Below are 19,604 nucleotides of genomic sequence, written 5' to 3' on the forward strand. Positions count from 1 at the left end.
GGTTATCAACCCCTATCAAGCATTGATCCAAGACTAGCATGGGTTAGCTGCCATTGCAAAACGCTCTTTTGCCAGTAGGGTGGACCCATGGACACCACCACACTTCCGGCCMATCTGGCCTATCTGCCTGTCTTCTTCAGGCCGGCAATCGCCGCAGCGGCCGCGGACGCACGACGGCAGGACCCTTCCCTGGACGATGGCTTGGCCACGGTCCGCGTGCTCAGAGATCTGCTGACCTGGCTGCAGGGGGACCGAAAGCTGGACTGGCCCGGCGAACTTTTAACCCAGGGGCGCGGGGTCCGGGGGCCGTCCGAGACGCCTGACGCGACCTGGGGGCAGCTGGCACACGCCATGCGGCTGGCGACTGGGCAGTCCGCTTACAGCTACCTGACGCCGACCCGCGATGCCCGCCTGGCTCGCATGAGTGCCTCAACGCGCGAGCGCATGCGGCCGGTGACCACCAAGGACTTGCCTGGCGTGGGTGTGGTGGAGGCGGCCCGCCGGCTGGGAGTTACGACGGCTACGGTATATGCGCGGGTCAAGCGAGGGGAGCTGGGCCACGAGTATGTCGGCGAGACTTTGCGGATCACGGAGGATCTGAAGCTCCCCGACGGCCAGTGATAGAAAAATGATAGAAATGACAGAAATGATGTCCGGATCCCAGAGGGCCTATAAAGGGTATCTACCCTAGGGTCTAAAAACTGGATAAGACCCCTTCTTAATCTCTTATCATTTCTATCATTTTTATCATTTTTCTATCATTTTTAGAGTGAAGACCCCTTGAAAAGGTGATCGGTACCACAGCCGGTCCGACAACTCCGCCTACCTCGTCCGCCGACCGCTTGGGTCCTCTAGCCTCAGCAGCCCGTCAAAACTGATCACCCGGGCTCAAGATGCTCTCGCAGCAGGTCCGTCAGCTCGGTGTCGTCGGTGTCGTCGCACACGACGCCGAACCGGAGTTCCATCCATGCAGTGATGTCGTAGACCAGGGCGGCGAGCGCCTCCGGGTGGATGGAGGCCGAGTCAGCGGCCCGGTCAGAAGGTTCCTTGAGTTGTCCCATGGTGGCTTCTATGCGGCGACCTCCGCCACGGGTGCCAGGGGGGAGTTCCAAGGCAGCAGTTGCAGCGCGACGCCGGCGCCGAGAGTGAGTGTCTCCGAGCCGGGGGTTCCGGTCAACTGCTCGCTCTTCCTCCCCTGTCCGCACACATGTCACTTATCGCAAACCCACCAGGGTTTGCGGAGCACAGAAAAAGTGACGGTTTTCTTGACACGACCAGGCTCGATCCACAGTCCGGCGGCACCTGTTCCAAAATCGTTCGTTTTCGGCAAAGCGGTCCGCGTGTTGCCCGCCGCGGGAAGTCGGCGCCCAGTTGGCTACGCTGGCTTCATGACTGCCTCTGACGACACCCGGGTCCAGGTCCCAGAACAAGAACTACGGCTGTGGGCGGCGTCGGCTACGAGGACGCGGATGGCCAGCTACATGTTGGGTCAGGTCGTCGACCCCGCTGCTGGCAGTGCCATGGCCGCCGACGACGCAGCCTACGGATGGGAGAAGTGTTCCGCCTGGGTGCATTCCTACTTGTGCGCAGCGACCGAAAATATGCTGATGTGGGCGAACGCTGTGGTCCCTCCACGCATCAGCGAAGGTGTTGTTGTCCACAACTCGCCACGCCCGTATTTCACCCTGGCGCGTGCCGGCCTGGAGGCGGCTGCCCAAGCTGTGTGGGTGCTCAAAGAGGACTCGTCATCCGAGAGGGTCTATCGCCACCTCCGGCTGGTATATCACGACCTTAGGCAGAATGCCCTGGCGCTTGAAGCCGCACAGGATGACCGATCTGCGCATGCCCGAAAGCGCATGGCCGATCTTCTGGATCGAACGTCCGGAGTCTACGACCCAGCAACGATCCGCAAAGACGAGCCGAAGTACTCGTCGATGGTCGCCGAGTCCGCGCCATTCGCTAGTCTCGATCCCGATCAACTCCTTGTCCTGTGGCGTGGAGCCAGCGCTGCCGCGCACGGCAAGAACTGGTTTCACCAGGTCGCGTACGAAACGAAAGCCGGAGAAGAGTACGAGCCGGGATACTTCAGGACGACCTTGGTCCCGGATCCAAAACAGGTCACGAAAGCTGTGGATGCTGCCAGCTCCATGATCTCCACGGGCGTTCTCCGTTATGTGATTCTCTCCGGCTGTGACCCCGTAGTGGCTATAAACAAAGCGCAGACTACCCTGACCTACGAAATGCGCGATGTCCTCCCCTGATCTGCGGCCGTGCCGAGCCCTTCCCGCACCGCCTTATACACCGTCTCCCTGCTGACCCCGAACTCTTTTGCCAGCACGGTCTTCTGCTCCCCCGCGGTCGCCCGTTGGCGGATCTCTGCCGCCTGCTCGGCATCAAGTGCAGGCTTGCGTCCCTTGTAAACCCCACGTACCTTGGCCAGGGCGATGCCGTCAGCCTGCCTCGACAGTATTTGGGCCCGCTCGAACGCCGCCACGGCCCCAAGGAGCCCCAGCGTAAGGGTAGCCATCGGAGAATCCTCCTCGCCAGTGAAGGTTAGGTTCTCCTTGACGAAGTGCACCTCGACGCCCTTGGCAGTCAGCTCACGCACGGTCCGCTGGAGTGCTTCCAGGTTCCGGGCCAGGCGGTCCATAGAGTGCACCATAAGGGTGTCTCCTTGTCGCAGATAAGCCAGGGCCTCCGTGAGCGCCGGCCGCTCCAAGTCCTTTCCGCTCGCCTTGTCCTCAAAGACCCGGTCCAACTCCATGCCAGCCAGTTGCCTTGCACTGGACTGCTCCAGCGTGCTCACGCGCACATACCCAACAATCTGACCAGCCATCGCTCCGTCTCCCCTCAAAGTGTCCGGATAGGCTCTTAGACCTAGCTGGACAGCTGTCCATAAATACCGTTTCAGACCCTAACTCGACGCGGCTGGTGCCGCGGCCAAATGTCCACCATGGGTGTACCCCAGATAGTCACCATGTGTGCGGAGGGATTGAAGGCGGCGAACAGCATAGGTGCAGTAATTCCTGAGATGCTGGGAGCATGAATGCGCCGTCCCCCGCCAAGGTCACCTACAAGTCATTGCGCGATGCGATTGCAGATGCACTCCACGCCGCCAGCGCCCATGATCTGGCAGATGAGTGTATACGCCTCGGACTGGCACCCCAGAGGGCCGGCGAAGACGAACCTATGGCGGACAAGCGACGTTATGTAAAGAGACGCCTCGTGGAGCACTCTTTAGAGCAGCTCCTAGTTCTGGGTCGCAAAGTTCTTGACGACTACCCCGACGGCACACTCAGCCACCTACTCGCAATGACAGGTGCTCGAGGTGTCGATGGCGACGTAAAGAACATCATCTTCGCCACAACCGGGCCAAAACCAGAGATCGTGCTTTCTGACGCTCTCAGCAACGTCATTAAGACCGTGACCAACGAAGAGTTCTGCTTGGTCTACGATCGCCAATTGCCACCGGAGGGTCTGACTTGGCAGGCGATGGTGAAGTGGTGGGCAGCCCTGAACGAAAAGGAGGAACTGCCCATCGTCGACGTGGCTCGCAATCTCTACAGGCGGCTGTTTGCCTCCCTCGGCCGGAACGGCGCCGAAGAGTTCATCTTCGCGGAGTACTGCAGGCTCTACAAGAGCTACGGATACGAGATCCCTGCCCTGATTCCCCAGGTCTACTTGCACTACGACCCTTACACAAAACGCGACGGCGGGACGCTTGTTCGACAACGGATGGATTTCCTGTTGCTCCTCCCCGACCGGCGAAGGGTAGTTATCGAGCTGGACGGTGTCCAGCACTATGCCGATTCGACCGGAAAGGCCAGCCCCAGGGCGTACGCCGAGATGGTCTCCGAAGATCGCAAGATCCGCCTGCTGGGCTACGAGGTCTACCGATTCGGCGGCAAGGAGATCGAAGACCGGGAGGCTGCGGCAGGCATGTTGAAGGAGTTCTTCCAGTCTCTACTGGACCTCGATACATTGGCCTCAGATTCTCTGGGCGATGCACGCTAGAAGGACCCATCGAGGCTAGAGCGGTAGGGCCCTCTAGGATTGCCTTGAGTTTAGGAGCTGGCGTGTACCAATACACTTGCTGGCGTAGTAAGGAACGCATAGATGAAGCATGCAATAACTCCCATAATTATCTCCCTTATACGACTCATCAACTTGCGGACGGAACGGGTTGTTAGCCAGATTGTTTTTGAAGCAAGTGTGAGAACTATTAGAGCGATAATGACCAGCAACATCAAGTACGGATTCGAACCGGCGATGCAGCCCCAACACCTAAACCAAAGGATGACATGAGTCTACCATTTGTCTTCTAGATGGCCCGCACCTTCGCGGCTCTACGCGAGCGGGCCTGCGGACCGTCAACTTGACGAAAATGTCAGAAGACCTAGGCGCCGTAGGCTACAGAAACTGCACCAGCAATTTTCATGCCCGGCACTCGGCAGTATTGACCCCATCGCCCATCCCTGGCGCACATCCCTGCTTATGACGACGCTCTACGCTACGACGATCCACCCCAAGTTCAGGGACTGGCGTCTAGAAGTAAAGGTTGATGAGCCATTCACTGTCAGGCTTGTGAAGCTCATATGCGAGTTTCCGAGGCTCCGAGCTGGGTATGTCTGCAATGTCATCAATGAATAGGGTGAGAGCCTCCTGTGGCACCTGGATGATGCCCCTCTTATGCAGAACCACTTTGGACGCGTCGACTTCTGACCGAATACTTGACCCTTCCGCCACTAGGTGCATGGCGTTGAAATATTTCACCTTCTTGAGGATGAATTCTGGTCTACTGTTCTCCACCCAAACAAATTTCGCGAGATGAGGGAACTTGTCGACGAAGATCTCCTTGATGTCCGTTTCGGCCGCATTCCGAATCAGGTTGTAATTCTGGTAGGTCTTCTTGTCGTACCCAGCCTTCAAGAAATCAGCAACCACCCGAGCGCCTTTTTCGGTTGGCTTGGTGAATGCCCCGCAGCCGGCGGCAGTTCCCCCAAAGGCCGCCGTGGCCGCGATCGTCCCAATGACTTTAAATGCATTCCGTCTGCGCAATGTGCGTTCCCCTCTCAAAATGTTCCGTCGATGCGCCTCCGCCCCACTACCGCGCTACAGCCGCGCCAGCAACTCAGTCTTCTTGGCTTCAAATTCCTCGGGCGTAACAATGCCGGCATCGCGGAGTTGTCCGAGCTGACGTAACTGGTCGAACACCACGCCGGAGGGGTTGGCTCCTGCGGGCGCGGCAGCTTGCTGGGCTGCGGGTTGAGGCGCTTTGCTGCCGATTCTGGACCTGTAGATCTGCGTGAACTTTTCAACGGCCGGCAGGTCGCTAATCCACTTCAAGTTGACCCTATTGCCTGAAGCGAAGAACGAAATCTGGTGTCCCATCAACGACTTCGACTGCTCAAAGGATGAAATGTTGCCATAGGCGAACGACTCCAGGTCGTATCCGCCAAGCTTTTTCGCATAGAAAACGATCCGCTGATCGGTTGCAAGCATGACGCCGGAACGCACGCTGTCACTGCCGAGGATCTTGGTCTCATAGCTGCCCAGGACTGCCGCCTGCACCAGCTCCCCTTCTTGCAGATGCGGTTGTGCTTGCTCGATCAGCTTCTCAATCTTGCCCACGATTTCCCTGTCAACTAGTGGCGGCATTGTGCTTTTGAAGCCTACCGCTCGACCGGCAGCCCCGGCAGCCGACCAACGACCGGAGAGCGCCTCAACCTCCGCGACCTCGGCCTCGTTCTACAACCGGTTTGAGTAGGCCCACCACAGCTCCGGCCAGGACTTGGATCATCCGCCCACCCGGCGACAGTAAACTTGCCGGCAAAGCGATCAGCAGCATTCTTGCCCCCACCTTGGTGGAGAGGCTCGGATCCAGTCCACCACACCCGCAGTCGGGCGTGTCGCCGGCGGCGGTACCCTATGTTGGACGGTAGGGCTGCGGATAACAGACGCGGCAATAACTGACCTTAGGTTGGTAGCGGCCTCGGCGGAACAGGCGGCACCGTCTTGGAGAGACCTGGTCTTGGATCCAGGCAACGTGCGTCAGCCGCTCCATGGGCATGTTCCACGGACCGGTTAGCAGCGGCCAGATGGGTAGCTGCTGGCAGAACCCCGGACGCCACTGAGGGCGGCCACCACTTTCACAGCCAGTCGGGGTCCGGCGGGTCTCCCTGGACAGTGGTCGGTGCGGCGGATGACGTGCCCACTGAGTACTCGCCGACTGCCTCGGTTTCGTCCCGTAAGGGCTTGCTTGCAGCATCCCGCTGGCCGGCTACCGACTCGATTGCGATCAAAGCGTACGTTCGCGTCTCGACCCCCGTGGCCAAATTCACGTTTAGTGTTTCAGTGACGGTGGCCTCTACTCTCTGCCGGTATGCCCGCTGCAATGCATCCTGAAGTTCGGCAGAGGCATCCAACATGATCTTGGAAGCGTCGTCCAACAATATGGCTTGCTTGTCTATCTCGCTCACCGTTGTCAGTGATCCTACGAGCGTCCGTGTCCGAACGCTCGTAGTATTATTTTGCGCCAGTTCCTTAAGGTAGGCCGCCGATCGCTGGTCAATAGCGGCGGCCGCACGCCGACCGGACTTCTTTTCCCATACGAAGTCCACGCCGAGTTCCTCCTGGAGAAGAACCTGACACAAATCGAACAAGTGCTTGGCCGTTCGAGGTCCGAAACCTCTGAGGCGTTCGACTACAGCAGTATTGTCCAGATCGGTCTGTCTGAGATCAATAAACAGATCTAGCAGCGCCGTAAAGGATTGATCGAATAGGTCGGGCGTCCCAGTTTCAAAAAGCGCGTCTTCTTCCGGATGGACCAGCGTGAATTCCAACGAGCCCGGGGCCAGTCTTGGGGTGAATCTGAGCTCGGTGGCAGATAGGATTTCCGCGGGTATCCGGCCCGCCCTCGTCACGTGGTCCAGGATGCTTGCGCCAACAGAACTGAGTGACTCTTGAAGCGCCAAAATAGCCTTTGTCGCAGCTCGCACGCCAAGTTGATGAGCCTGCGTCTTCCGGCCCGTGAAACGCAGGTTCAAGAGGTCAAGCACCTGCCGGTCACTCGTGTCCAATCGCGCAGCAGACTGTCGATTGATGTGAGCGGCCGTGATGAGCACGTCGTCATCAGCCTCCTCGACACCGTCCATGAGCGCCGCCCAGAGGTCATCCGGACTCCTCGCGTCGTGGTTGGCAATCATAAGTAGGTCACCTCCAGGTATCCCTTGGTCGGGCCTGCATCCACAAGAGCCGGCGCCGCGCTCCTGTCGGGATCAGAGCGCTCTCGTTGCCACCAGTCGTCCCACGCGCCGCGCAATGCAAAAAAAGGTGTAGCTGCCTCGCTCACGCCGCCCTTTGACCAGGGGTTGGCAAACAAATCTCGAACCATCACGAATGGCTCAATTCGGTATCCTAGCTTCTCGCGGACCCGGCCCTTCTTGCTGAATTCCCTTATCTGATTTCGCTTGCTGTTACTCGGAAGAGCTTTGAAGGCCTCCGCATTAATGTGGAAGAGGCAGTCAATATCGTCCGGGTTCGCCTCTGAGGTAACGAAGCTCCCGCCGATCCAAACGGCTTCGACGGCCACAAGGCTAGACAGCATGCTGTAGGTCTTTTGGAAATGATCGTAAATCTCTCTACGGGTGGTGGACGCGTCGAAGTCGGGCGCGTCAACGTAGGCCGTCTCGAATTCAGCAAGGCTGCATCTGTAACGGCCCGGAGGCAGGGCTCCGGTGTTTGGCTCCAGAGGAGGGATCATGAATCAAGTATGCACGTGTCAGGCAATTGTTGCCGCGAGGCATCTCGCGCTGCACCGCGCGATACCCCGAGCGACACCGTTCTGCTCCCGCCTCGACACCTGCTGCGCAGGCTCGCCATTCCGGACTCCATGCCCTCTCGTGGCCGGACCGTCGAAGCCGAACTCCGCCAGGTCATTGTTGTCCGTGCAGGCAGCCGATTCCGGCGCGTCCGCCCACGATGGGCCAGTCATGCATTGCGTCAGTGTCTTGGAGTGCGTGTCGGCGAGCGTAGGTCTCGCTCTTGGTGTAGTAGTCGCCGCAGTTGATGGACGTGACGACTGGCGGCAAGGCCCGGTAGATATGGACAGCGGCGGTCGGGTTGTTGCGGCGGCGAGGAACTGGCACATTGTCTCGGCGTCTACGGTGCCCGAGCCATGGAACTGAGGATTTGAGTAGGCATCCGGGCCGCAGGCGTGGGTCAGCCTGGTGATCTGGCTGCAGTATCCGTCGTCTGTCAGTGTCCAGCGCCTACCCGGACAAATAGGGGTTATGCGAATGATTCTAGGTATGCGCTGGGACCCAGAGTACGAAAAAGCCTGCGGTAATGGACGTCTCCCAGATTCCGGTACGCCTGACTGGTGAACGAGACGCCGGTAACAGTGGCCGAATCGCCACCGTGGACGGACTCTGCCGGTGTCATAATCGGAACATGAAAACGTTTCTCGTGATCATGAATGTGGTTGCCTTTCTTGTCTCCTTCGGCGCGATCCTTTGGGCTTGGCGCATCCTCCGATCCGACACCCGCAGCAATGACGCGCTGTTGACTCGACTCCGATCCATTGACGCGAAATACGAGGGGTCGGCCACGGCGGGTCCAGGCCAACGGAAAACCAGTGACCAAAAGTTCGACGAATACCGCGCCGCTGGCAAGAAAATTTTCACATACAACGACATGCAGCACGCTCCGGAAATGGTCGAAGCCCTTATCAACGAACGTGCCGCGCGGGGAATAGGGCTCCAGGTCTGGCTTGTAGGCGCCGGCTTGTTGATCGGCACCGTTGCCAACATTATTGGTCTCGTAGCCTAAAAAATGAAACTCCGGCGTACTGCCATTCCGAGGTAGCGAGTCCTCATTGCATCCTTAGACCGGCTCGATGAGCTCGGGGCCATTGTTGCGGATATTGCCGACCGCCGTGCCAACCACCGTCGGCACCAGGTGCGGGTCCGGGATGGAGTCAATGAGGGTTCGCAAGTCGCTCTTGTCGGTGAGTTCGGGATCCAACCACTCATCGTGCAGGTCCGCCGGCACGATCACCGGTGTCCGATCGTGAATGTGACCCAGCGCATCGGGGGCCGCGCGGGTGATGATGGTCACCGTCATCCGCCACTTGTCCTCTTGATCCTCGGGCAGTTCGGGATCGGGCCAGAATTCATAGAGGCCGGCGAAGGACAGCAGCTCGTCAGCATCCTCGGGGTGCAGGTAGGTGGGGATCTTGCCTTCGGGGGTGACCTGCCACTCGTAGTAGCCGGCGGCCGGAACGAGTCCGCGGCGTTTAGATGCGGCCGAGCGGAAGGAGGGCTTCTCGGTAACCGTCTCACTCCGGGCATTGATGAGCCGGGCGGCGCCCTTGGTGTCCTTGGCCCATACCGGTACCAACCCCCAGCGAGAGGTCTCGATCATTCGTCGTGGCTCGTCAGCGCCCGGGATCAACCGTTCCGTGACGATGCTGATCCGCTGGGTTGGCGCGACATTCCAGGACGGCCGCACCTCCGGACCCGTGGCGCCGGCGGCGTTATAGATCGATACGAGGTCGGCGCCGGCTCGGGGCATTACAAATCGTCCGCACATCTTCCGAGCCTAGCCTTCGAGGTCGCATGTTACGAGAGACATCCGCACATGCGCCGGCCATCCTTACTCCCCACCCCGCACGCGCATCCACCCGGGCAGTGCCTCGTTCAACGCCTCGAGACGCCACTCCGCCAACCTACGATGGTGCGCCTCGATGCCCTGTGTCTGTAGCCAAATCCCGAGCACGCGGTCCGTTTCGTTTTTTGCCGTCCGGTGCCTGGGCAGCCGTCCGTGCTCGCTCACGAAAGCCGCAACTTCGCCAAGCCGCTGCCTCCACCGCGCATCCCTCGCCCTTTCCCTGTCGGTGGTGACCCAATCCCCCAGGACCCCGAGCTCACGCATCTTTTCCCAGCCAAGCGTCTGCCCCACAAGAGCGTGACGCTGCTCCGAAAGCCAGCCGTATAGCTGTGCCTCACCCTCCAGGCCGCCGTGAATGCCGGGATAGCGGCCGTGTGTGGCGATGAAATTTCGCATCTCCGAGAGTCGCCGGCGCCACAGATCGGAGGGGGTTCGTGGAGCCGCTGCAGCATGCTGGGCGGCCAGGCCGGGATTCTCTGCCCGCCGGTGCTGGATGTACCCCTTCACGGTCGACAGCCGCGTTCCCTGGAGCTCGGCGATCAAGCCGACACTGAGACCACGTGCGTACATCGCGGTCCACTCCGGGTGTGCCCAATCGTCGCGATCCACATAGCCCCCTAGTGTCATGGCGGTGGGGGCAGCCTAGCGAGAACAAATCCAATCTGTATAACGAGTTCATAACGATCCCCATCTGCCGTCCCCATATCGACGTGTGGGGACAGGCAGCCCCGGGAATTCAAGGGGAACCCACCAATGTGACACCCGTGGCCGCAGTCGGCGCATAGAAGACACCGTAAGCAGCTTTACTCCGCACCCCGCCTCCCCCGAGGCAAGAATCGAGATTCCCATGGACCAGCCACTGACCCCCGCAGCCGCCGCAGCCCTCTCTGCCTTCCCCACTGACGCCCTCGTCTGCCTCATCGTCGGCCTCGATGCCTACCAAGGCGGGGAGTTCAAGCGCGACTCGGCCGACTACGAGGAGCTCATCGACGAGCCGCTCCTGGCCGCGGTGCGGGCCGAGCTCGGCATCGCGGATACCGGCCTGCTGATCGAAGCGGTGCAGGGCGCGCTGGAAGCCCGGCACACCGAGATGCGCGACTGCCTCCAGGCGTGGTTCCTGTGGACGCACCGGACTGAGACGTGGGCGGACGCGATGCTCGACGCGGCAGACGTGATTAGAGCGAAGCAAATGGACAAGCTCGTCGCCTCCTGACCACCCCTCAAAAGTTTTTCCGGGATTCCCTTACATGGTGTCCCCTTAGAACGACTGGATCTATGTAGGGAAAACCGGCCTACAGCGCATCACCTCACCCGCACCGCCTTCGGGCAGAAAAGAGCATCACCATGGACTCCATGTCCCCCACCCGCCAGATCCGCATCACCGAAAAGAACCGCGCCGCACTCGAAGCCGCGCTTGCCGAGGCCAATGGCCGCCTCGACCGCTTCCTGAGCATCTCCGACCTTCTGGAAGCCGCCCGTGTGGCCGAGGAAAAGCTGGACCGCCTCGCTCTTCGCCTTGTGGACCGCCCCGGCGCCGTGGCGCACACCGCCGAGCCCGCCAGCCCCTGGAGCCAACATTTCGTCACGGTCGCCAAGGCGACTTTGATCCGCCGCCCCTCCGGCTGGTTCCTGCAAAGCGCAGGCCGCGGCACCGGCTCCGGCCACGACGTGCAGGTCGAAATTCTGGCCGGCCAGTTCGACCTGGGGCGCCTGATGGACCAGATGGGCGTGCACATGGCACCGGCCGACACCGCACCCGAGCCCGCAGCCGCACCGCTCAACCTGGTGGCCTAAAAAGCCCGCCCGCCGGCCTCGCAGCCACCACCCTGGCCGGCGGGTGTTAACCGCCAGCCACCCTGCCCGCCGACCAGTTCACCGGGCAGGATGGCGACACGTCACCACAATCAGGAGAACGAAATGTTGAAGGCATCCACCGGCCTCGTAGGCATCATGGGCAGCGCGTGGGGCGCCGTCGCCGCCTTCCAAGTCCACTCAACAATTGGCATCGTCGCCGCCGCCGCGTCCGCCGTAGCCGCCGTCGTCCTGCTCGTCCTCGGCGCCAGGGCCGTCCTGCGCGACTGACCGCCGTCGCCGGCCGGTTGGCGGATCGCTACCCGGCCGGCGGGGCCTATAGCCGGTCGGCAATATAGGGTGAGAACACACGACGCGTGCTTGGTCCGACTCAGCTACTTGCAGTCGGCAAATTTGGGGTTAGGTGTCTGCAATGTTTGGAGCCTTTGGGAGCTTGCTGGTTGGTTTCTACTTCGTGGTGATCGTCGCGRTCGCCGCGCTCGTCATTTGGATGTTGATCCTAGCGATCACTTTCCTGAGACTTCGGATAGCGGAGATCCGAGGTACGGCCGGTAACCCACCAATTCTCTAGACCTTCCGGCCAAGCGCTGGGGCGTCCTGCACTCCGGGCGTGCGTACGATTCGATCTTCCGCACACATGTCCCGGGATACCAGCTCGAAGGGACTCCCGATGCCGACGCCTCTAACCCCACCGGTCACAGCGTTGCTCCCGGTGCTAGGCGTCGATCTCATTGCTGCCCTCGGCGACGGAACGGTTCGCCAAGTTCCCCAATGGGCTGGCGCACTGGGCCCCGGCCCGACGGCACGGGGAACGGTCCGTCTGCGAATCGCATACGAGGCCGGATCCATCCTGACAGCAGGCGGTTTCGATGCCGCGGCGGTGCAGGCATGGTGGGCGGATCCGCTCGTGCTTGCCAGCCAGGGAGCCGATGTAGCGCCAGCCGATCTGATGCGATGCGAGTCACTGAAAGTTTCCGCGAAGATCATCCTGGCTGCCGCAAGGAGCGTGGTCGGGGCGAAAAAGACCGAGCCGCTGGCCTGGCCAGTTCGGACCCTAGTCCTCCTGGACGTCGACGGTGTGCTGGTCCCCGTCGACGACGGTCGCGCGGTTGATATCCGGCGCCTGACCGCCCTCGACTTTTTCCACCCGCCCCTCGCGGCGCCGGCCCGCTTCTACTACGATCCTGCCGTGGCCGTAGCGATCCGCCAGTGGGCGGCCATGCCCGGCGTGGAGGTCCATTGGCTCACGAGCTGGGGCACGGCGGCCCCCGGCCTTCTCGCGCCGCTTCTCGGCCTTCCACCCGCGCCACTCTTCGCCGAGCGCACCGCGATCGATGTCTACCGCAACCGGCCGTGGAAAAGATTCGCATTGTACGACTTCGTCGGCGACTGCGTCCTCCCCCACCACCCGACGCGCATTCTCTGGATCGAGGACCGCGACGCCCGCGGGGCTGGCCACCAGCTGCGCAGTTGCCGGCAGCCCGGCCAGCTGGTCGGTTCGTTGGTCATCGAGCCGGCGTCGCACCGTGGCCTGACTGAGTCTCAGATCGCACAGGCCGACGCTTTTCTAGCACGCCAGCCGACCGCAGCCGATGCCGCACCACTTGCTGCCGGCGAGTCCCGCACGGAGCTGTGATCGCCGCGGGCCTACGCATGGTGATGGGCGATAAGTCATCGTCAAGAGGGAGCGGGACGCCATGGCATCCACGACATCATTCGACCGCATTGCCGAGATCCGCGCCAGGCCACGACAGCTCCCGCCTCCACCGGCTCCCGCACGGCCCCGGATGCCGGTCGCCGAGGCAGCCCTGCGACAAATGGTGTGGGGCCTGGCGCACGAAGCGGGACTCTCCGCCGCGCTCCTGGAGTGGGTCCAGGATGCGGCCGAGTCGCGGGGCGAGACCCCGCCCGCCCACGTCGAGTACTCGGCGGAGCGGGCGGCGATGGCCGCCACCTTGCTCCTCGAGGCCCGCATTTCAGATCACCCGTTGCTGCGCCAGGGTCCGTGGGATCTTGACAGTCCCGTCTGGTCACCGGGGTTCGCGTGTCCGCCGGGTCTCGCCCTGCAGCCAGCGAGCGATTCACTCCGGTCACAGATCATAACGGCGTGTGGGATCGGCAGGCTCATGGCGCCGACCGTCCACCCACCGATGCGAAATTCGCCACGGGCCCTGCGGCGGTGGCTCATCCCAGTGGAGGTCTACCGGTATTTCGAAGAGCAAAACCATTTCTAGACTCTGTCCCGCGTCAACGACCCCGGCGAGCACGACCTTGCCGGGGCCGTTTTGTGTCCCACGGCGTGTGCCGGCCTCGAAAAAACTGGGCGCACTCGCTGCGGACCCGGGACGGGCGATAAAGGCGATCTGGCAGCCGGGGTCCTGGTGGTAGATGGCCCTTATCACGGGAAGCCAGGTCGCCCAGATGGTTTTGACTTATATCGCCTTCCACCACCACCCGAATGCGCAATGTCGCGGCACGATTTCACCACTCTGCCCGTCTCCCCCGAGGCGGTCCCCACTGCATGCTGCTCGTCACCGCTGAGTGTGGCCCAGTCCACGACCTTCAATGGCCTGCGGCCGGCGATCCCAGCTCAGTGAAGCCACGCAGTAACCCTCGCTCCGCGGTCAAGCCAGGTCACCTGAGGGGTAACCGCGGCGGCTTTCGGGTCGTGGCGTCTGGCAGTGAGGGGAAGTCGAGCGGGCTGCGCGCCGCAGGCGATGGGATCGTGAGAGTCATAGTGGCTTGATGGGAAATTCGGTGACGGAGAGATCGGCAGTATTTAGTACGACTAGGTTTCCCGGTTGGTTGTCGCGGTTCAGAACTTCGACACGAGTCGAGGAAGTTAAGTCTGCTGTCAGACGCTGGTGCCAGTGGCCGCAAAGGGTTACGCATGGCGAAGTGTTTCGAACTCCCTGCTCGACCAGCAGCCGGCCCTGATACGCAGTCCACGCCTCTTCTTCAGCCAGGGGGTCGCCAAGTTGAGAAATGACCGGCACGCCGGCAGGAACTTCATGGCAAAGCAGAACATCGAGAGGCTCACTGCCGAGGGCATCGACGTCCGCGGAAGTCACCTCTTCGCCCTCGAACAGGTCCTTCCCCCACTCTCGCCAGGCCCGATCGACTGAGTAGGCGCCGCCCAGTGCGCCGAACCGCGTACCGTCCTCCAGTGTCCACCGATGGCCGCGAGGTGCATGTAGCAAGCGGTCCGAAATTATCCCGAACCCGTCAGTGTTCCGGGGCAGGTCACGGAGGGCCGGGACGTTGTCGTGGTTCCCGTCGATGAACGTCAAGGCGAGGTCAAACCTCTCGAGAAACTTTAGGAGCACGACAGTGAATCGGTCCCGTTCACGCAGCCTTCCCCACAGCACACCGAGGTCACCAAGCTGGTAGATCTGAGTGTGCCCAGCACGGGACACCTCACGCAGCGCCCTCTCGACAGCCCTAGTATTGCCGTGCCAGTCCCCTGCAACGATTAACTCCATGGCGGCCATGTGTACGGACGGCACCAGGACACCAGGCGCGCAGCGCCGCCGCGGCCAGGTCGAGCCCCAGTCGGTGCTTCTCCCAGGTGGGCGTGAAGGTGAGCAGGAATCATGCAGCAATCCTCTCAGGTAAGCGTTGGACGCGCAGCGGCCGACGGACGACGGAGAGTGACGCGGGGCGAAAGTCGAGTTGAAGGCGGGTCGGTAGAGGGAGGCGCGGAGTGGCGACCTTCACTTAAATGGCTGGCGCTTGGTTGGCTCGTGTACCCGTTCGATCTTTCGGCATGTCGACTTGCCGCGGCTATCGCCGGCCCACCGTGCCTGCCGGCACAAGATCGACACGTCGGGCGGTGGTCATCTCTCCGCACACATGGACTCCACCGTGGCCGCACGTCAGTTGGCCGCACCGAGGGTTGTGGAGATCAGCGTGGCCAGCGAGAAGGACGTCGTGCACAGATACCTCCGTCTCGAGAACCACTACGCCAGTGGTATCATCCTCCCCGACGACCTGTGCCCGGAGTGCGCCCGGCAGCTCTACTGCTATTTCACAAATCTGGAGACCCTAGAGGCTCTGCTCGCCGAGCCGCCTCATGATTGCTGGCACCGCCTCACAGCCATCACCGTCCTTCATGCGGCCCTCCACGGTCCCGTCGAGCTCGTCGAGACGATTGGCGAGGAAATTGGCTTGCACGGCTGGGACCGCCTGCCGGAGACTGACGACGATGGCGACGAGATCGTCTACTGACGCGTGGGATGATCTTCACGTGACGGCCATCCACGAGGCGGGCACGAACTCATGGGATGGATCCATAGCCAAAGCTCATCTCAGTGACCGTCAAGCGCGCCGGCCCGTTCACGGGCGGCACTGCTTTTGCGCTGGTACCCATCGCCGTCGGGGTCCAGGATGCCTTGCTTACCGCAGGCCCAACTGCATCGGCGGATCACCACCTGCTGCGGCGATAGGCTGGCTCGACGGCGTGTTAGTCGTCGTCGTCGCGATCGAGTTTGCCGTCGATCTTCTTCAAGGTGTCGTTCAGCTTGCCGACCGCCGTCGAAATAGTGTGCAGACTCCCCGCCGGCACAGCGAGGGTATGCCGAATCTCCTGCAAGCCGATCGTGTACTCAAGCTTGTCGAGCGGACCGAATGGCCCATCGGCCTCTATCGTGATGTCGTAGGCGGGCTCCTGACCTTCCTCTACCGTCTGCCATGCCACGCCCATGCTCCATTTCCACACCCGCCCCGGTGCCAAGGAGGGAAGGCCGCGGCGCAGTACCTCGGTTGCGTGCTCCGATGAGTCTTTGGACGCCATTCTCAGTTCGGGTGAGAAGTTGACTCGGACATTTGTTGCTACGGTTGGCCCGGAATTGCCGACAATGAGTAGCAGCAGCCCGCCTTGGGCCTCGTCCGGCCGCAAGTCAGCCCAGATGTATGGTTCGGCCGCCGCCTTGTTCATTTGCGATTGGATCTCGGTTTGCTTTTTGGCAGCGTTCGCCGAACGGGCGGTGTAGAAGAGTGCGCCTATGGCCACCGCGACAGCAAGCCCAGTAATGATAATTTCGGTCGACATGCCAAGAGCCTAGCCCGACGCTCCGACACTGTTTGGCGTCCCCTACCCGCCGCCACACCGCCACCGGCCTGGGTGGCGTCCAGGGCGCCGGATAGGCTGAGAGGAGATCGGAGGTGCGCGATGAGGCTGGAAGAGTACTTGCCGACGGAGATCGCGCGGCTGACCGATGGCGTCCGGGCCGCCCTGGACGCTGGCGATGAAGCCGTAGCATTCACGCTCCTGCAGAAGAAATTGACGCTCATGGCCCAGGTCTTGAGCAACGATGTTTGCCCCGCTTTGGATCCGCCGGCAACGGTAGGCGATCGCCGTTGGGACGCCTTGGTGTCGGGAGCCCTCCTGGACTTCCTCGGGGATCAGTGGCCGGAACCCATGCCCCTGGCCGCGGCGTGGTTCCCGATACACCAGACCGGTGCCGCCCAAGCCGAAACCATTGCGGCGACATTACCCATCCTGGCCCGCGCCAACGTTTTCGTCAGACGCTCGGATTTGCGGTGGACACCGGCGACCGCCCAGCTGCCCTAATCGCCCGCCAAACGATTCGTTGACCGGGGCGGCACCCACAGTATGTCGATCTGCACGTGCGGCTATTCGCCGCACGGACCGGTGGGCCGTGTGGCTGGAGGCGGGATGGCCTCCGGGACGCAATCCGCGGAGTGGTGTCCCCCTAGGAGCTATGCGGCCACGGCCTCGGCGATGGCCAATCCGCGAACCGCCCAAGCGGCCCCTTTCACGACCTTGTCCGCATCCCACTGCCGGAGCCGGAGACGGGCAGCAAGATCAGCTTCGACTGCGGCCTTCACTTCTGGACTCATTGGCGGCAAGCCATTGATCTTGCCGCGCAGCTGTAGGAGCCATGCTTTCTGCGTGTTCTCGTCCTCATTGCCCCGGGGAATGCTCATGAGGGCAGCACCCAGGTGATCGAGCCCGCGCGTGGCCCGCATGGCAACCCGCCTCTTGCCGGGCACCTCACCGTCGAGGTCGAGCCCCGCTGTGATCCAGCCAGCGACGATGCGCCCCACTTCGGCGTCCCGCACCCTGGAGCCGATCATCCGCCCGAGCTCGGCCTGGACTGCGGCAGCCACTTCCACCGGATATGCCCGCCCCGCGAATGCTGCCCTGGCGGTGTCGATCCACCGGGCCATTTTCCTGCCGCCCGAGACGCCGGGTTTCGGGACCGCGGCGAAGGGCCCCACGAGTTCTTCGACGATCCTGCGAGCATCCTCCCGCACGCCTCGGTAGAACCGCAGTTCGTCGGTCCTGGCTACAGCGGCCTCGCGGTAGGCCTCTTCCGCCCCGCGTCGGGCTTCCAGACAGCCACGCTCCCGACTGTACCGGTCAAGCGCTGCGGTCAGCTCTGCGCCAGTCTTGGCACCCGTGATGCCGGCCGCCGTGAGAGCCTTCCGATCCAGGCTGACGTTTCGCTTGCTCACGCCCAGGGTGGCAGGGTCCAGGCCAGCCCGGGCGGCAACAGCCACCCACCAGGCTCGGTGCCCAAGCTTCCCTTCACCGAAGTTCCAAGCGCTGTGTGTGGTGGACCGAACCAGGTCTGCCACCATGCTCCCGGCGCCGTCGAGGCCCTTGAGTGCCCGGATCGTTTCGACCTGGCCGGCGGCGATTTCGCGCTGGTCGGGAGTGAGGCCCCGATTCATCTTAAAGCGGCGAGCTGTCGCCTTCCGCGCCGTCGGCAGTTCGGAGATCAGGCCCATGGAAACCAGGTCATTAAGAGCGCGTTTTGAGGTGCTCGTCGTCCAGCCCGTTAGGAGGTTCATGCGGCTGTAGCTGAGCTGTGCGGTCGACCAGCCATTCTCGGAATTTATGGAGGCCAGAAGGTCCATCCCGACCACAGCAAGGGCGACCCGGACCCGCAGCTGGGATGCAGGCGACATTGGCTTCGCGGCGGGCTTCGGAGCTTCCAGCAGAGCCTCGGCCCAGGCCTCGTCATCTAGGCCGTCATCGACACGCTGGCCTAGTTTTGGTGTCCCCTTCGAAAAATCAGAAAGCAGTCTTCCAACGAGGAGCCGAGACACCGTCGCCGCGTTCCGCCGCGCCCCCTGGGGCGAGGAAGAGACCGACAAGCGACGGGCGGCTGCCAGGACTCGTTTGAGCGGGGTTACCTGCCCGAGGAACGTTTTGAGCCCTGGTCGGGTAGCTACCTGCCTTCGGGCAAAGATCAAGATTTGCTGGGAGGTACACCCGAGGGAGTAGCCGCGCACGGCGAGGTCGCGCACGAAGACAGGCGCAGAGAAGCGAGACGGAGGGCGGGAAGAGGAGAGTTGCCTGAGGGCCTGGAGCTGCTCGGGAGTGAGAGATGACCCGGTAACATTCATGTAACAATTTTAACAGATTCTATGCGTCTTTGGACGGAGTCCAGAAGACAGCGATTATAATCTGGCTCAAATCAGGTGCCCAGGGGTGGAAGCCGCCGACATTCGATCCACAACCCCGGCCAAGGCCGGCAAGCCACACCGAGCAAGACGATGCCGAGAACCCACCCCGGGCGTCAAGTGTTCCAGCAAGACAGTCGGCACGGGTACCAATCCGAAGCCGATTCGAAAGGCAACCGACACGATGTCGATCCGGATCCCGCTCAGCTGTCCTGGTCGTTTACCTGCCGACTAACGCCGGGCCGCCGCTTCGGCTTAGGACTTCGTCCACGCCTCCGCACGGCAGTCGACCCGTTGATCTGATCGGTGACCTTGTCGGTGCCGTAGAGGCGGTTGGCGATTTGATGACCGAGACGTTTACCTTTAAGTTCTCTCCCTCCACTCGCCACTGGCTCATTTGGCTCACGGCGGCCGGTTCAGTTCGGCGGCTCACCCGGCTTCATCGGACCGGCCCACATCGGTTCAGTACAGCGGTTCATTGATCGGCTCACCCCTCCCTGGCGGACGGTAGTGCGGGCGGGCCAAGCAGCAGGCTCATTGGCGGTTCAAGCCCCACCGCGGATCGGCTCACTCCCTCTCCGCGGATCGGTTCAGCGGCGGTCCACTTGGCGGCTCATTGACCAGCTCAATGCCTCCCGTAGAACGGTTCACGGCAGTTCAGACCAGCGGTTCACACAGCAGCTCATGTC

Annotated in this window: 22 protein-coding genes; 11 read left to right on the forward strand and 11 right to left on the reverse strand. The window is 62.0% G+C overall.

Annotated elements, in window-relative coordinates; genetic code table 11:
- Positions 1 to 216 precede the first annotated feature (216 nt).
- Entirely contained in the window at positions 217 to 621 is a 405-nt protein-coding gene (locus AB4Y80_RS06420; RefSeq protein ID WP_442212833.1) for a hypothetical protein, read from the forward strand.
- Between the two features lie 257 nt (positions 622 to 878).
- On the opposite strand, the gene AB4Y80_RS06425 is transcribed toward AB4Y80_RS06420, so the two are convergent.
- Positions 879 to 1,061: a hypothetical protein gene (locus AB4Y80_RS06425; RefSeq protein ID WP_442212835.1), complete on the reverse strand. Its 183-nt coding sequence runs from the start codon at positions 1,059 to 1,061 to the stop codon at positions 879 to 881.
- 408 nt (positions 1,062 to 1,469) lie between these two features.
- Between AB4Y80_RS06425 and AB4Y80_RS06430 the strand changes: the two genes are divergently transcribed.
- Entirely contained in the window at positions 1,470 to 2,261 is a 792-nt protein-coding gene (locus tag AB4Y80_RS06430) for a hypothetical protein (protein ID WP_442212837.1), read from the forward strand.
- Here AB4Y80_RS06430 and AB4Y80_RS06435 read toward each other — a convergent pair.
- Positions 2,234 to 2,836 (reverse strand): recombinase family protein, encoded by a 603-nt coding sequence (locus tag AB4Y80_RS06435; protein WP_442212839.1) that lies wholly within the window; start codon positions 2,834 to 2,836, stop codon positions 2,234 to 2,236. The genes AB4Y80_RS06430 and AB4Y80_RS06435 overlap by 28 nt on opposite strands.
- Before the next feature lie 206 nt (positions 2,837 to 3,042).
- Here AB4Y80_RS06435 and AB4Y80_RS06440 point away from each other — a divergent pair, with 206 nt between their 5' ends.
- Positions 3,043 to 4,014, forward strand: coding sequence for a hypothetical protein (locus AB4Y80_RS06440; protein WP_442212841.1), 972 nt, complete (start codon positions 3,043 to 3,045; stop codon positions 4,012 to 4,014).
- Positions 4,015 to 4,545: 531 nt separating this feature from the next.
- Here AB4Y80_RS06440 and AB4Y80_RS06445 read toward each other — a convergent pair.
- The 4 genes from AB4Y80_RS06445 to AB4Y80_RS06460 all read right to left on the reverse strand — a co-directional run bounded on the left by AB4Y80_RS06445 (position 4,546) and on the right by AB4Y80_RS06460 (position 7,762).
- Complete coding sequence (locus AB4Y80_RS06445; RefSeq protein WP_442212843.1) at positions 4,546 to 5,058, reverse strand: hypothetical protein; 513 nt, start codon at positions 5,056 to 5,058, stop codon at positions 4,546 to 4,548.
- 54 nt (positions 5,059 to 5,112) lie between these two features.
- On the reverse strand, positions 5,113 to 5,631 hold the full coding sequence (locus AB4Y80_RS06450) for a PH domain-containing protein (RefSeq protein ID WP_442212845.1): 519 nt from the start codon (positions 5,629 to 5,631) through the stop codon (positions 5,113 to 5,115).
- Between the two features lie 518 nt (positions 5,632 to 6,149).
- Positions 6,150 to 7,205, reverse strand: coding sequence for a hypothetical protein (locus AB4Y80_RS06455; protein WP_442212847.1), 1,056 nt, complete (start codon positions 7,203 to 7,205; stop codon positions 6,150 to 6,152).
- The gene (locus AB4Y80_RS06460) at positions 7,202 to 7,762 is read right to left on the reverse strand and encodes a DUF6932 family protein (RefSeq protein ID WP_442212849.1); all 561 of its coding nucleotides are present in this window, start codon (positions 7,760 to 7,762) and stop codon (positions 7,202 to 7,204) included. Before AB4Y80_RS06460 ends, AB4Y80_RS06455 begins: the two co-directional genes overlap by 4 nt.
- Before the next feature lie 584 nt (positions 7,763 to 8,346).
- Here AB4Y80_RS06460 and AB4Y80_RS06465 point away from each other — a divergent pair.
- Positions 8,347 to 8,829 carry a hypothetical protein gene (locus tag AB4Y80_RS06465; RefSeq protein ID WP_442212851.1) on the forward strand — a complete coding sequence of 161 codons (483 nt, stop codon included), beginning with the start codon at positions 8,347 to 8,349 and terminating at the stop codon, positions 8,827 to 8,829.
- 54 nt (positions 8,830 to 8,883) lie between these two features.
- Here AB4Y80_RS06465 and AB4Y80_RS06470 read toward each other — a convergent pair whose 3' ends face one another.
- Both AB4Y80_RS06470 and AB4Y80_RS06475 read right to left on the reverse strand, forming a co-directional pair.
- On the reverse strand, positions 8,884 to 9,591 hold the full coding sequence (locus tag AB4Y80_RS06470) for an SOS response-associated peptidase (RefSeq protein WP_442212854.1): 708 nt from the start codon (positions 9,589 to 9,591) through the stop codon (positions 8,884 to 8,886).
- Between the two features lie 63 nt (positions 9,592 to 9,654).
- A complete protein-coding gene (locus AB4Y80_RS06475; RefSeq protein ID WP_442212856.1) occupies positions 9,655 to 10,278 on the reverse strand; it encodes a helicase associated domain-containing protein in 624 nt (207 codons plus the stop codon).
- A gap of 238 nt (positions 10,279 to 10,516) precedes the next feature.
- Between AB4Y80_RS06475 and AB4Y80_RS06480 the strand changes: the two genes are divergently transcribed.
- From AB4Y80_RS06480 to AB4Y80_RS06500, 5 genes are all read left to right on the forward strand, one after another.
- Positions 10,517 to 10,882 (forward strand): hypothetical protein, encoded by a 366-nt coding sequence (locus tag AB4Y80_RS06480; RefSeq protein ID WP_442212858.1) that lies wholly within the window; start codon positions 10,517 to 10,519, stop codon positions 10,880 to 10,882.
- 140 nt (positions 10,883 to 11,022) lie between these two features.
- On the forward strand, positions 11,023 to 11,463 hold the full coding sequence (locus AB4Y80_RS06485) for a hypothetical protein (RefSeq protein WP_442212860.1): 441 nt from the start codon (positions 11,023 to 11,025) through the stop codon (positions 11,461 to 11,463).
- Positions 11,464 to 11,586: 123 nt separating this feature from the next.
- On the forward strand, positions 11,587 to 11,751 hold the full coding sequence (locus AB4Y80_RS06490) for a hypothetical protein (RefSeq protein WP_442212862.1): 165 nt from the start codon (positions 11,587 to 11,589) through the stop codon (positions 11,749 to 11,751).
- A gap of 400 nt (positions 11,752 to 12,151) precedes the next feature.
- Positions 12,152 to 13,117, forward strand: a complete 966-nt coding sequence (locus AB4Y80_RS06495; RefSeq protein WP_442212864.1) for a hypothetical protein — start codon at positions 12,152 to 12,154, stop codon at positions 13,115 to 13,117.
- A gap of 61 nt (positions 13,118 to 13,178) precedes the next feature.
- Positions 13,179 to 13,715 (forward strand): hypothetical protein, encoded by a 537-nt coding sequence (locus tag AB4Y80_RS06500; RefSeq protein ID WP_442212866.1) that lies wholly within the window; start codon positions 13,179 to 13,181, stop codon positions 13,713 to 13,715.
- Between the two features lie 498 nt (positions 13,716 to 14,213).
- Here the strand turns inward: AB4Y80_RS06500 and AB4Y80_RS06505 are convergent, their stop codons facing one another.
- The gene (locus AB4Y80_RS06505; protein ID WP_442212868.1) at positions 14,214 to 14,972 is read right to left on the reverse strand and encodes a metallophosphoesterase family protein; all 759 of its coding nucleotides are present in this window, start codon (positions 14,970 to 14,972) and stop codon (positions 14,214 to 14,216) included.
- A gap of 373 nt (positions 14,973 to 15,345) precedes the next feature.
- Here AB4Y80_RS06505 and AB4Y80_RS06510 point away from each other — a divergent pair, with 373 nt between their 5' ends.
- On the forward strand, positions 15,346 to 15,708 hold the full coding sequence (locus AB4Y80_RS06510) for a hypothetical protein (protein WP_442212870.1): 363 nt from the start codon (positions 15,346 to 15,348) through the stop codon (positions 15,706 to 15,708).
- 235 nt (positions 15,709 to 15,943) lie between these two features.
- Here the strand turns inward: AB4Y80_RS06510 and AB4Y80_RS06515 are convergent, their stop codons facing one another.
- Positions 15,944 to 16,531, reverse strand: coding sequence for a hypothetical protein (locus AB4Y80_RS06515; RefSeq protein WP_442212872.1), 588 nt, complete (start codon positions 16,529 to 16,531; stop codon positions 15,944 to 15,946).
- Positions 16,532 to 16,651: 120 nt separating this feature from the next.
- Between AB4Y80_RS06515 and AB4Y80_RS06520 the strand changes: the two genes are divergently transcribed.
- Positions 16,652 to 17,053, forward strand: coding sequence for a hypothetical protein (locus AB4Y80_RS06520; protein WP_442212874.1), 402 nt, complete (start codon positions 16,652 to 16,654; stop codon positions 17,051 to 17,053).
- 149 nt (positions 17,054 to 17,202) lie between these two features.
- On the opposite strand, the gene AB4Y80_RS06525 is transcribed toward AB4Y80_RS06520, so the two are convergent.
- A complete protein-coding gene (locus tag AB4Y80_RS06525; RefSeq protein ID WP_442212875.1) occupies positions 17,203 to 18,366 on the reverse strand; it encodes a hypothetical protein in 1,164 nt (387 codons plus the stop codon).
- Positions 18,367 to 19,604: the final 1,238 nt, after the last annotated feature.

The organism is Specibacter sp. RAF43, assembly GCF_052114065.1.
Classification (GTDB): domain Bacteria; phylum Actinomycetota; class Actinomycetes; order Actinomycetales; family Micrococcaceae; genus Specibacter.

Excerpts from the sequence above, each read along its gene's own strand:
- AB4Y80_RS06465 (WP_442212851.1), top strand. The coding sequence starts at position 8,347 with ATGGACGTCTCCCAGATTCCGGTACGCCTGACTGGTGAACGAGACGCC.
- AB4Y80_RS06525 (WP_442212875.1), bottom strand. The coding sequence starts at position 18,366 with ATGGACCTTCTGGCCTCCATAAATTCCGAGAATGGCTGGTCGACCGCA.
- AB4Y80_RS06460 (WP_442212849.1), bottom strand. The coding sequence starts at position 7,762 with ATGATCCCTCCTCTGGAGCCAAACACCGGAGCCCTGCCTCCGGGCCGT.
- AB4Y80_RS06500 (WP_442212866.1), top strand. The coding sequence starts at position 13,179 with ATGGCATCCACGACATCATTCGACCGCATTGCCGAGATCCGCGCCAGG.
- AB4Y80_RS06485 (WP_442212860.1), top strand. The coding sequence starts at position 11,023 with ATGTCCCCCACCCGCCAGATCCGCATCACCGAAAAGAACCGCGCCGCA.
- AB4Y80_RS06430 (WP_442212837.1), top strand. The coding sequence starts at position 1,470 with ATGGCCAGCTACATGTTGGGTCAGGTCGTCGACCCCGCTGCTGGCAGT.
- AB4Y80_RS06520 (WP_442212874.1), top strand. The coding sequence starts at position 16,652 with ATGAGGCTGGAAGAGTACTTGCCGACGGAGATCGCGCGGCTGACCGAT.
- AB4Y80_RS06435 (WP_442212839.1), bottom strand. The coding sequence starts at position 2,836 with ATGGCTGGTCAGATTGTTGGGTATGTGCGCGTGAGCACGCTGGAGCAG.
- AB4Y80_RS06470 (WP_442212854.1), bottom strand. The coding sequence starts at position 9,591 with ATGTGCGGACGATTTGTAATGCCCCGAGCCGGCGCCGACCTCGTATCG.
- AB4Y80_RS06505 (WP_442212868.1), bottom strand. The coding sequence starts at position 14,972 with ATGGCCGCCATGGAGTTAATCGTTGCAGGGGACTGGCACGGCAATACT.
- AB4Y80_RS06480 (WP_442212858.1), top strand. The coding sequence starts at position 10,517 with ATGGACCAGCCACTGACCCCCGCAGCCGCCGCAGCCCTCTCTGCCTTC.
- AB4Y80_RS06515 (WP_442212872.1), bottom strand. The coding sequence starts at position 16,531 with ATGTCGACCGAAATTATCATTACTGGGCTTGCTGTCGCGGTGGCCATA.
- AB4Y80_RS06495 (WP_442212864.1), top strand. The coding sequence starts at position 12,152 with ATGCCGACGCCTCTAACCCCACCGGTCACAGCGTTGCTCCCGGTGCTA.
- AB4Y80_RS06425 (WP_442212835.1), bottom strand. The coding sequence starts at position 1,061 with ATGGGACAACTCAAGGAACCTTCTGACCGGGCCGCTGACTCGGCCTCC.
- AB4Y80_RS06440 (WP_442212841.1), top strand. The coding sequence starts at position 3,043 with ATGAATGCGCCGTCCCCCGCCAAGGTCACCTACAAGTCATTGCGCGAT.
- AB4Y80_RS06490 (WP_442212862.1), top strand. The coding sequence starts at position 11,587 with ATGTTGAAGGCATCCACCGGCCTCGTAGGCATCATGGGCAGCGCGTGG.
- AB4Y80_RS06455 (WP_442212847.1), bottom strand. The coding sequence starts at position 7,205 with ATGATTGCCAACCACGACGCGAGGAGTCCGGATGACCTCTGGGCGGCG.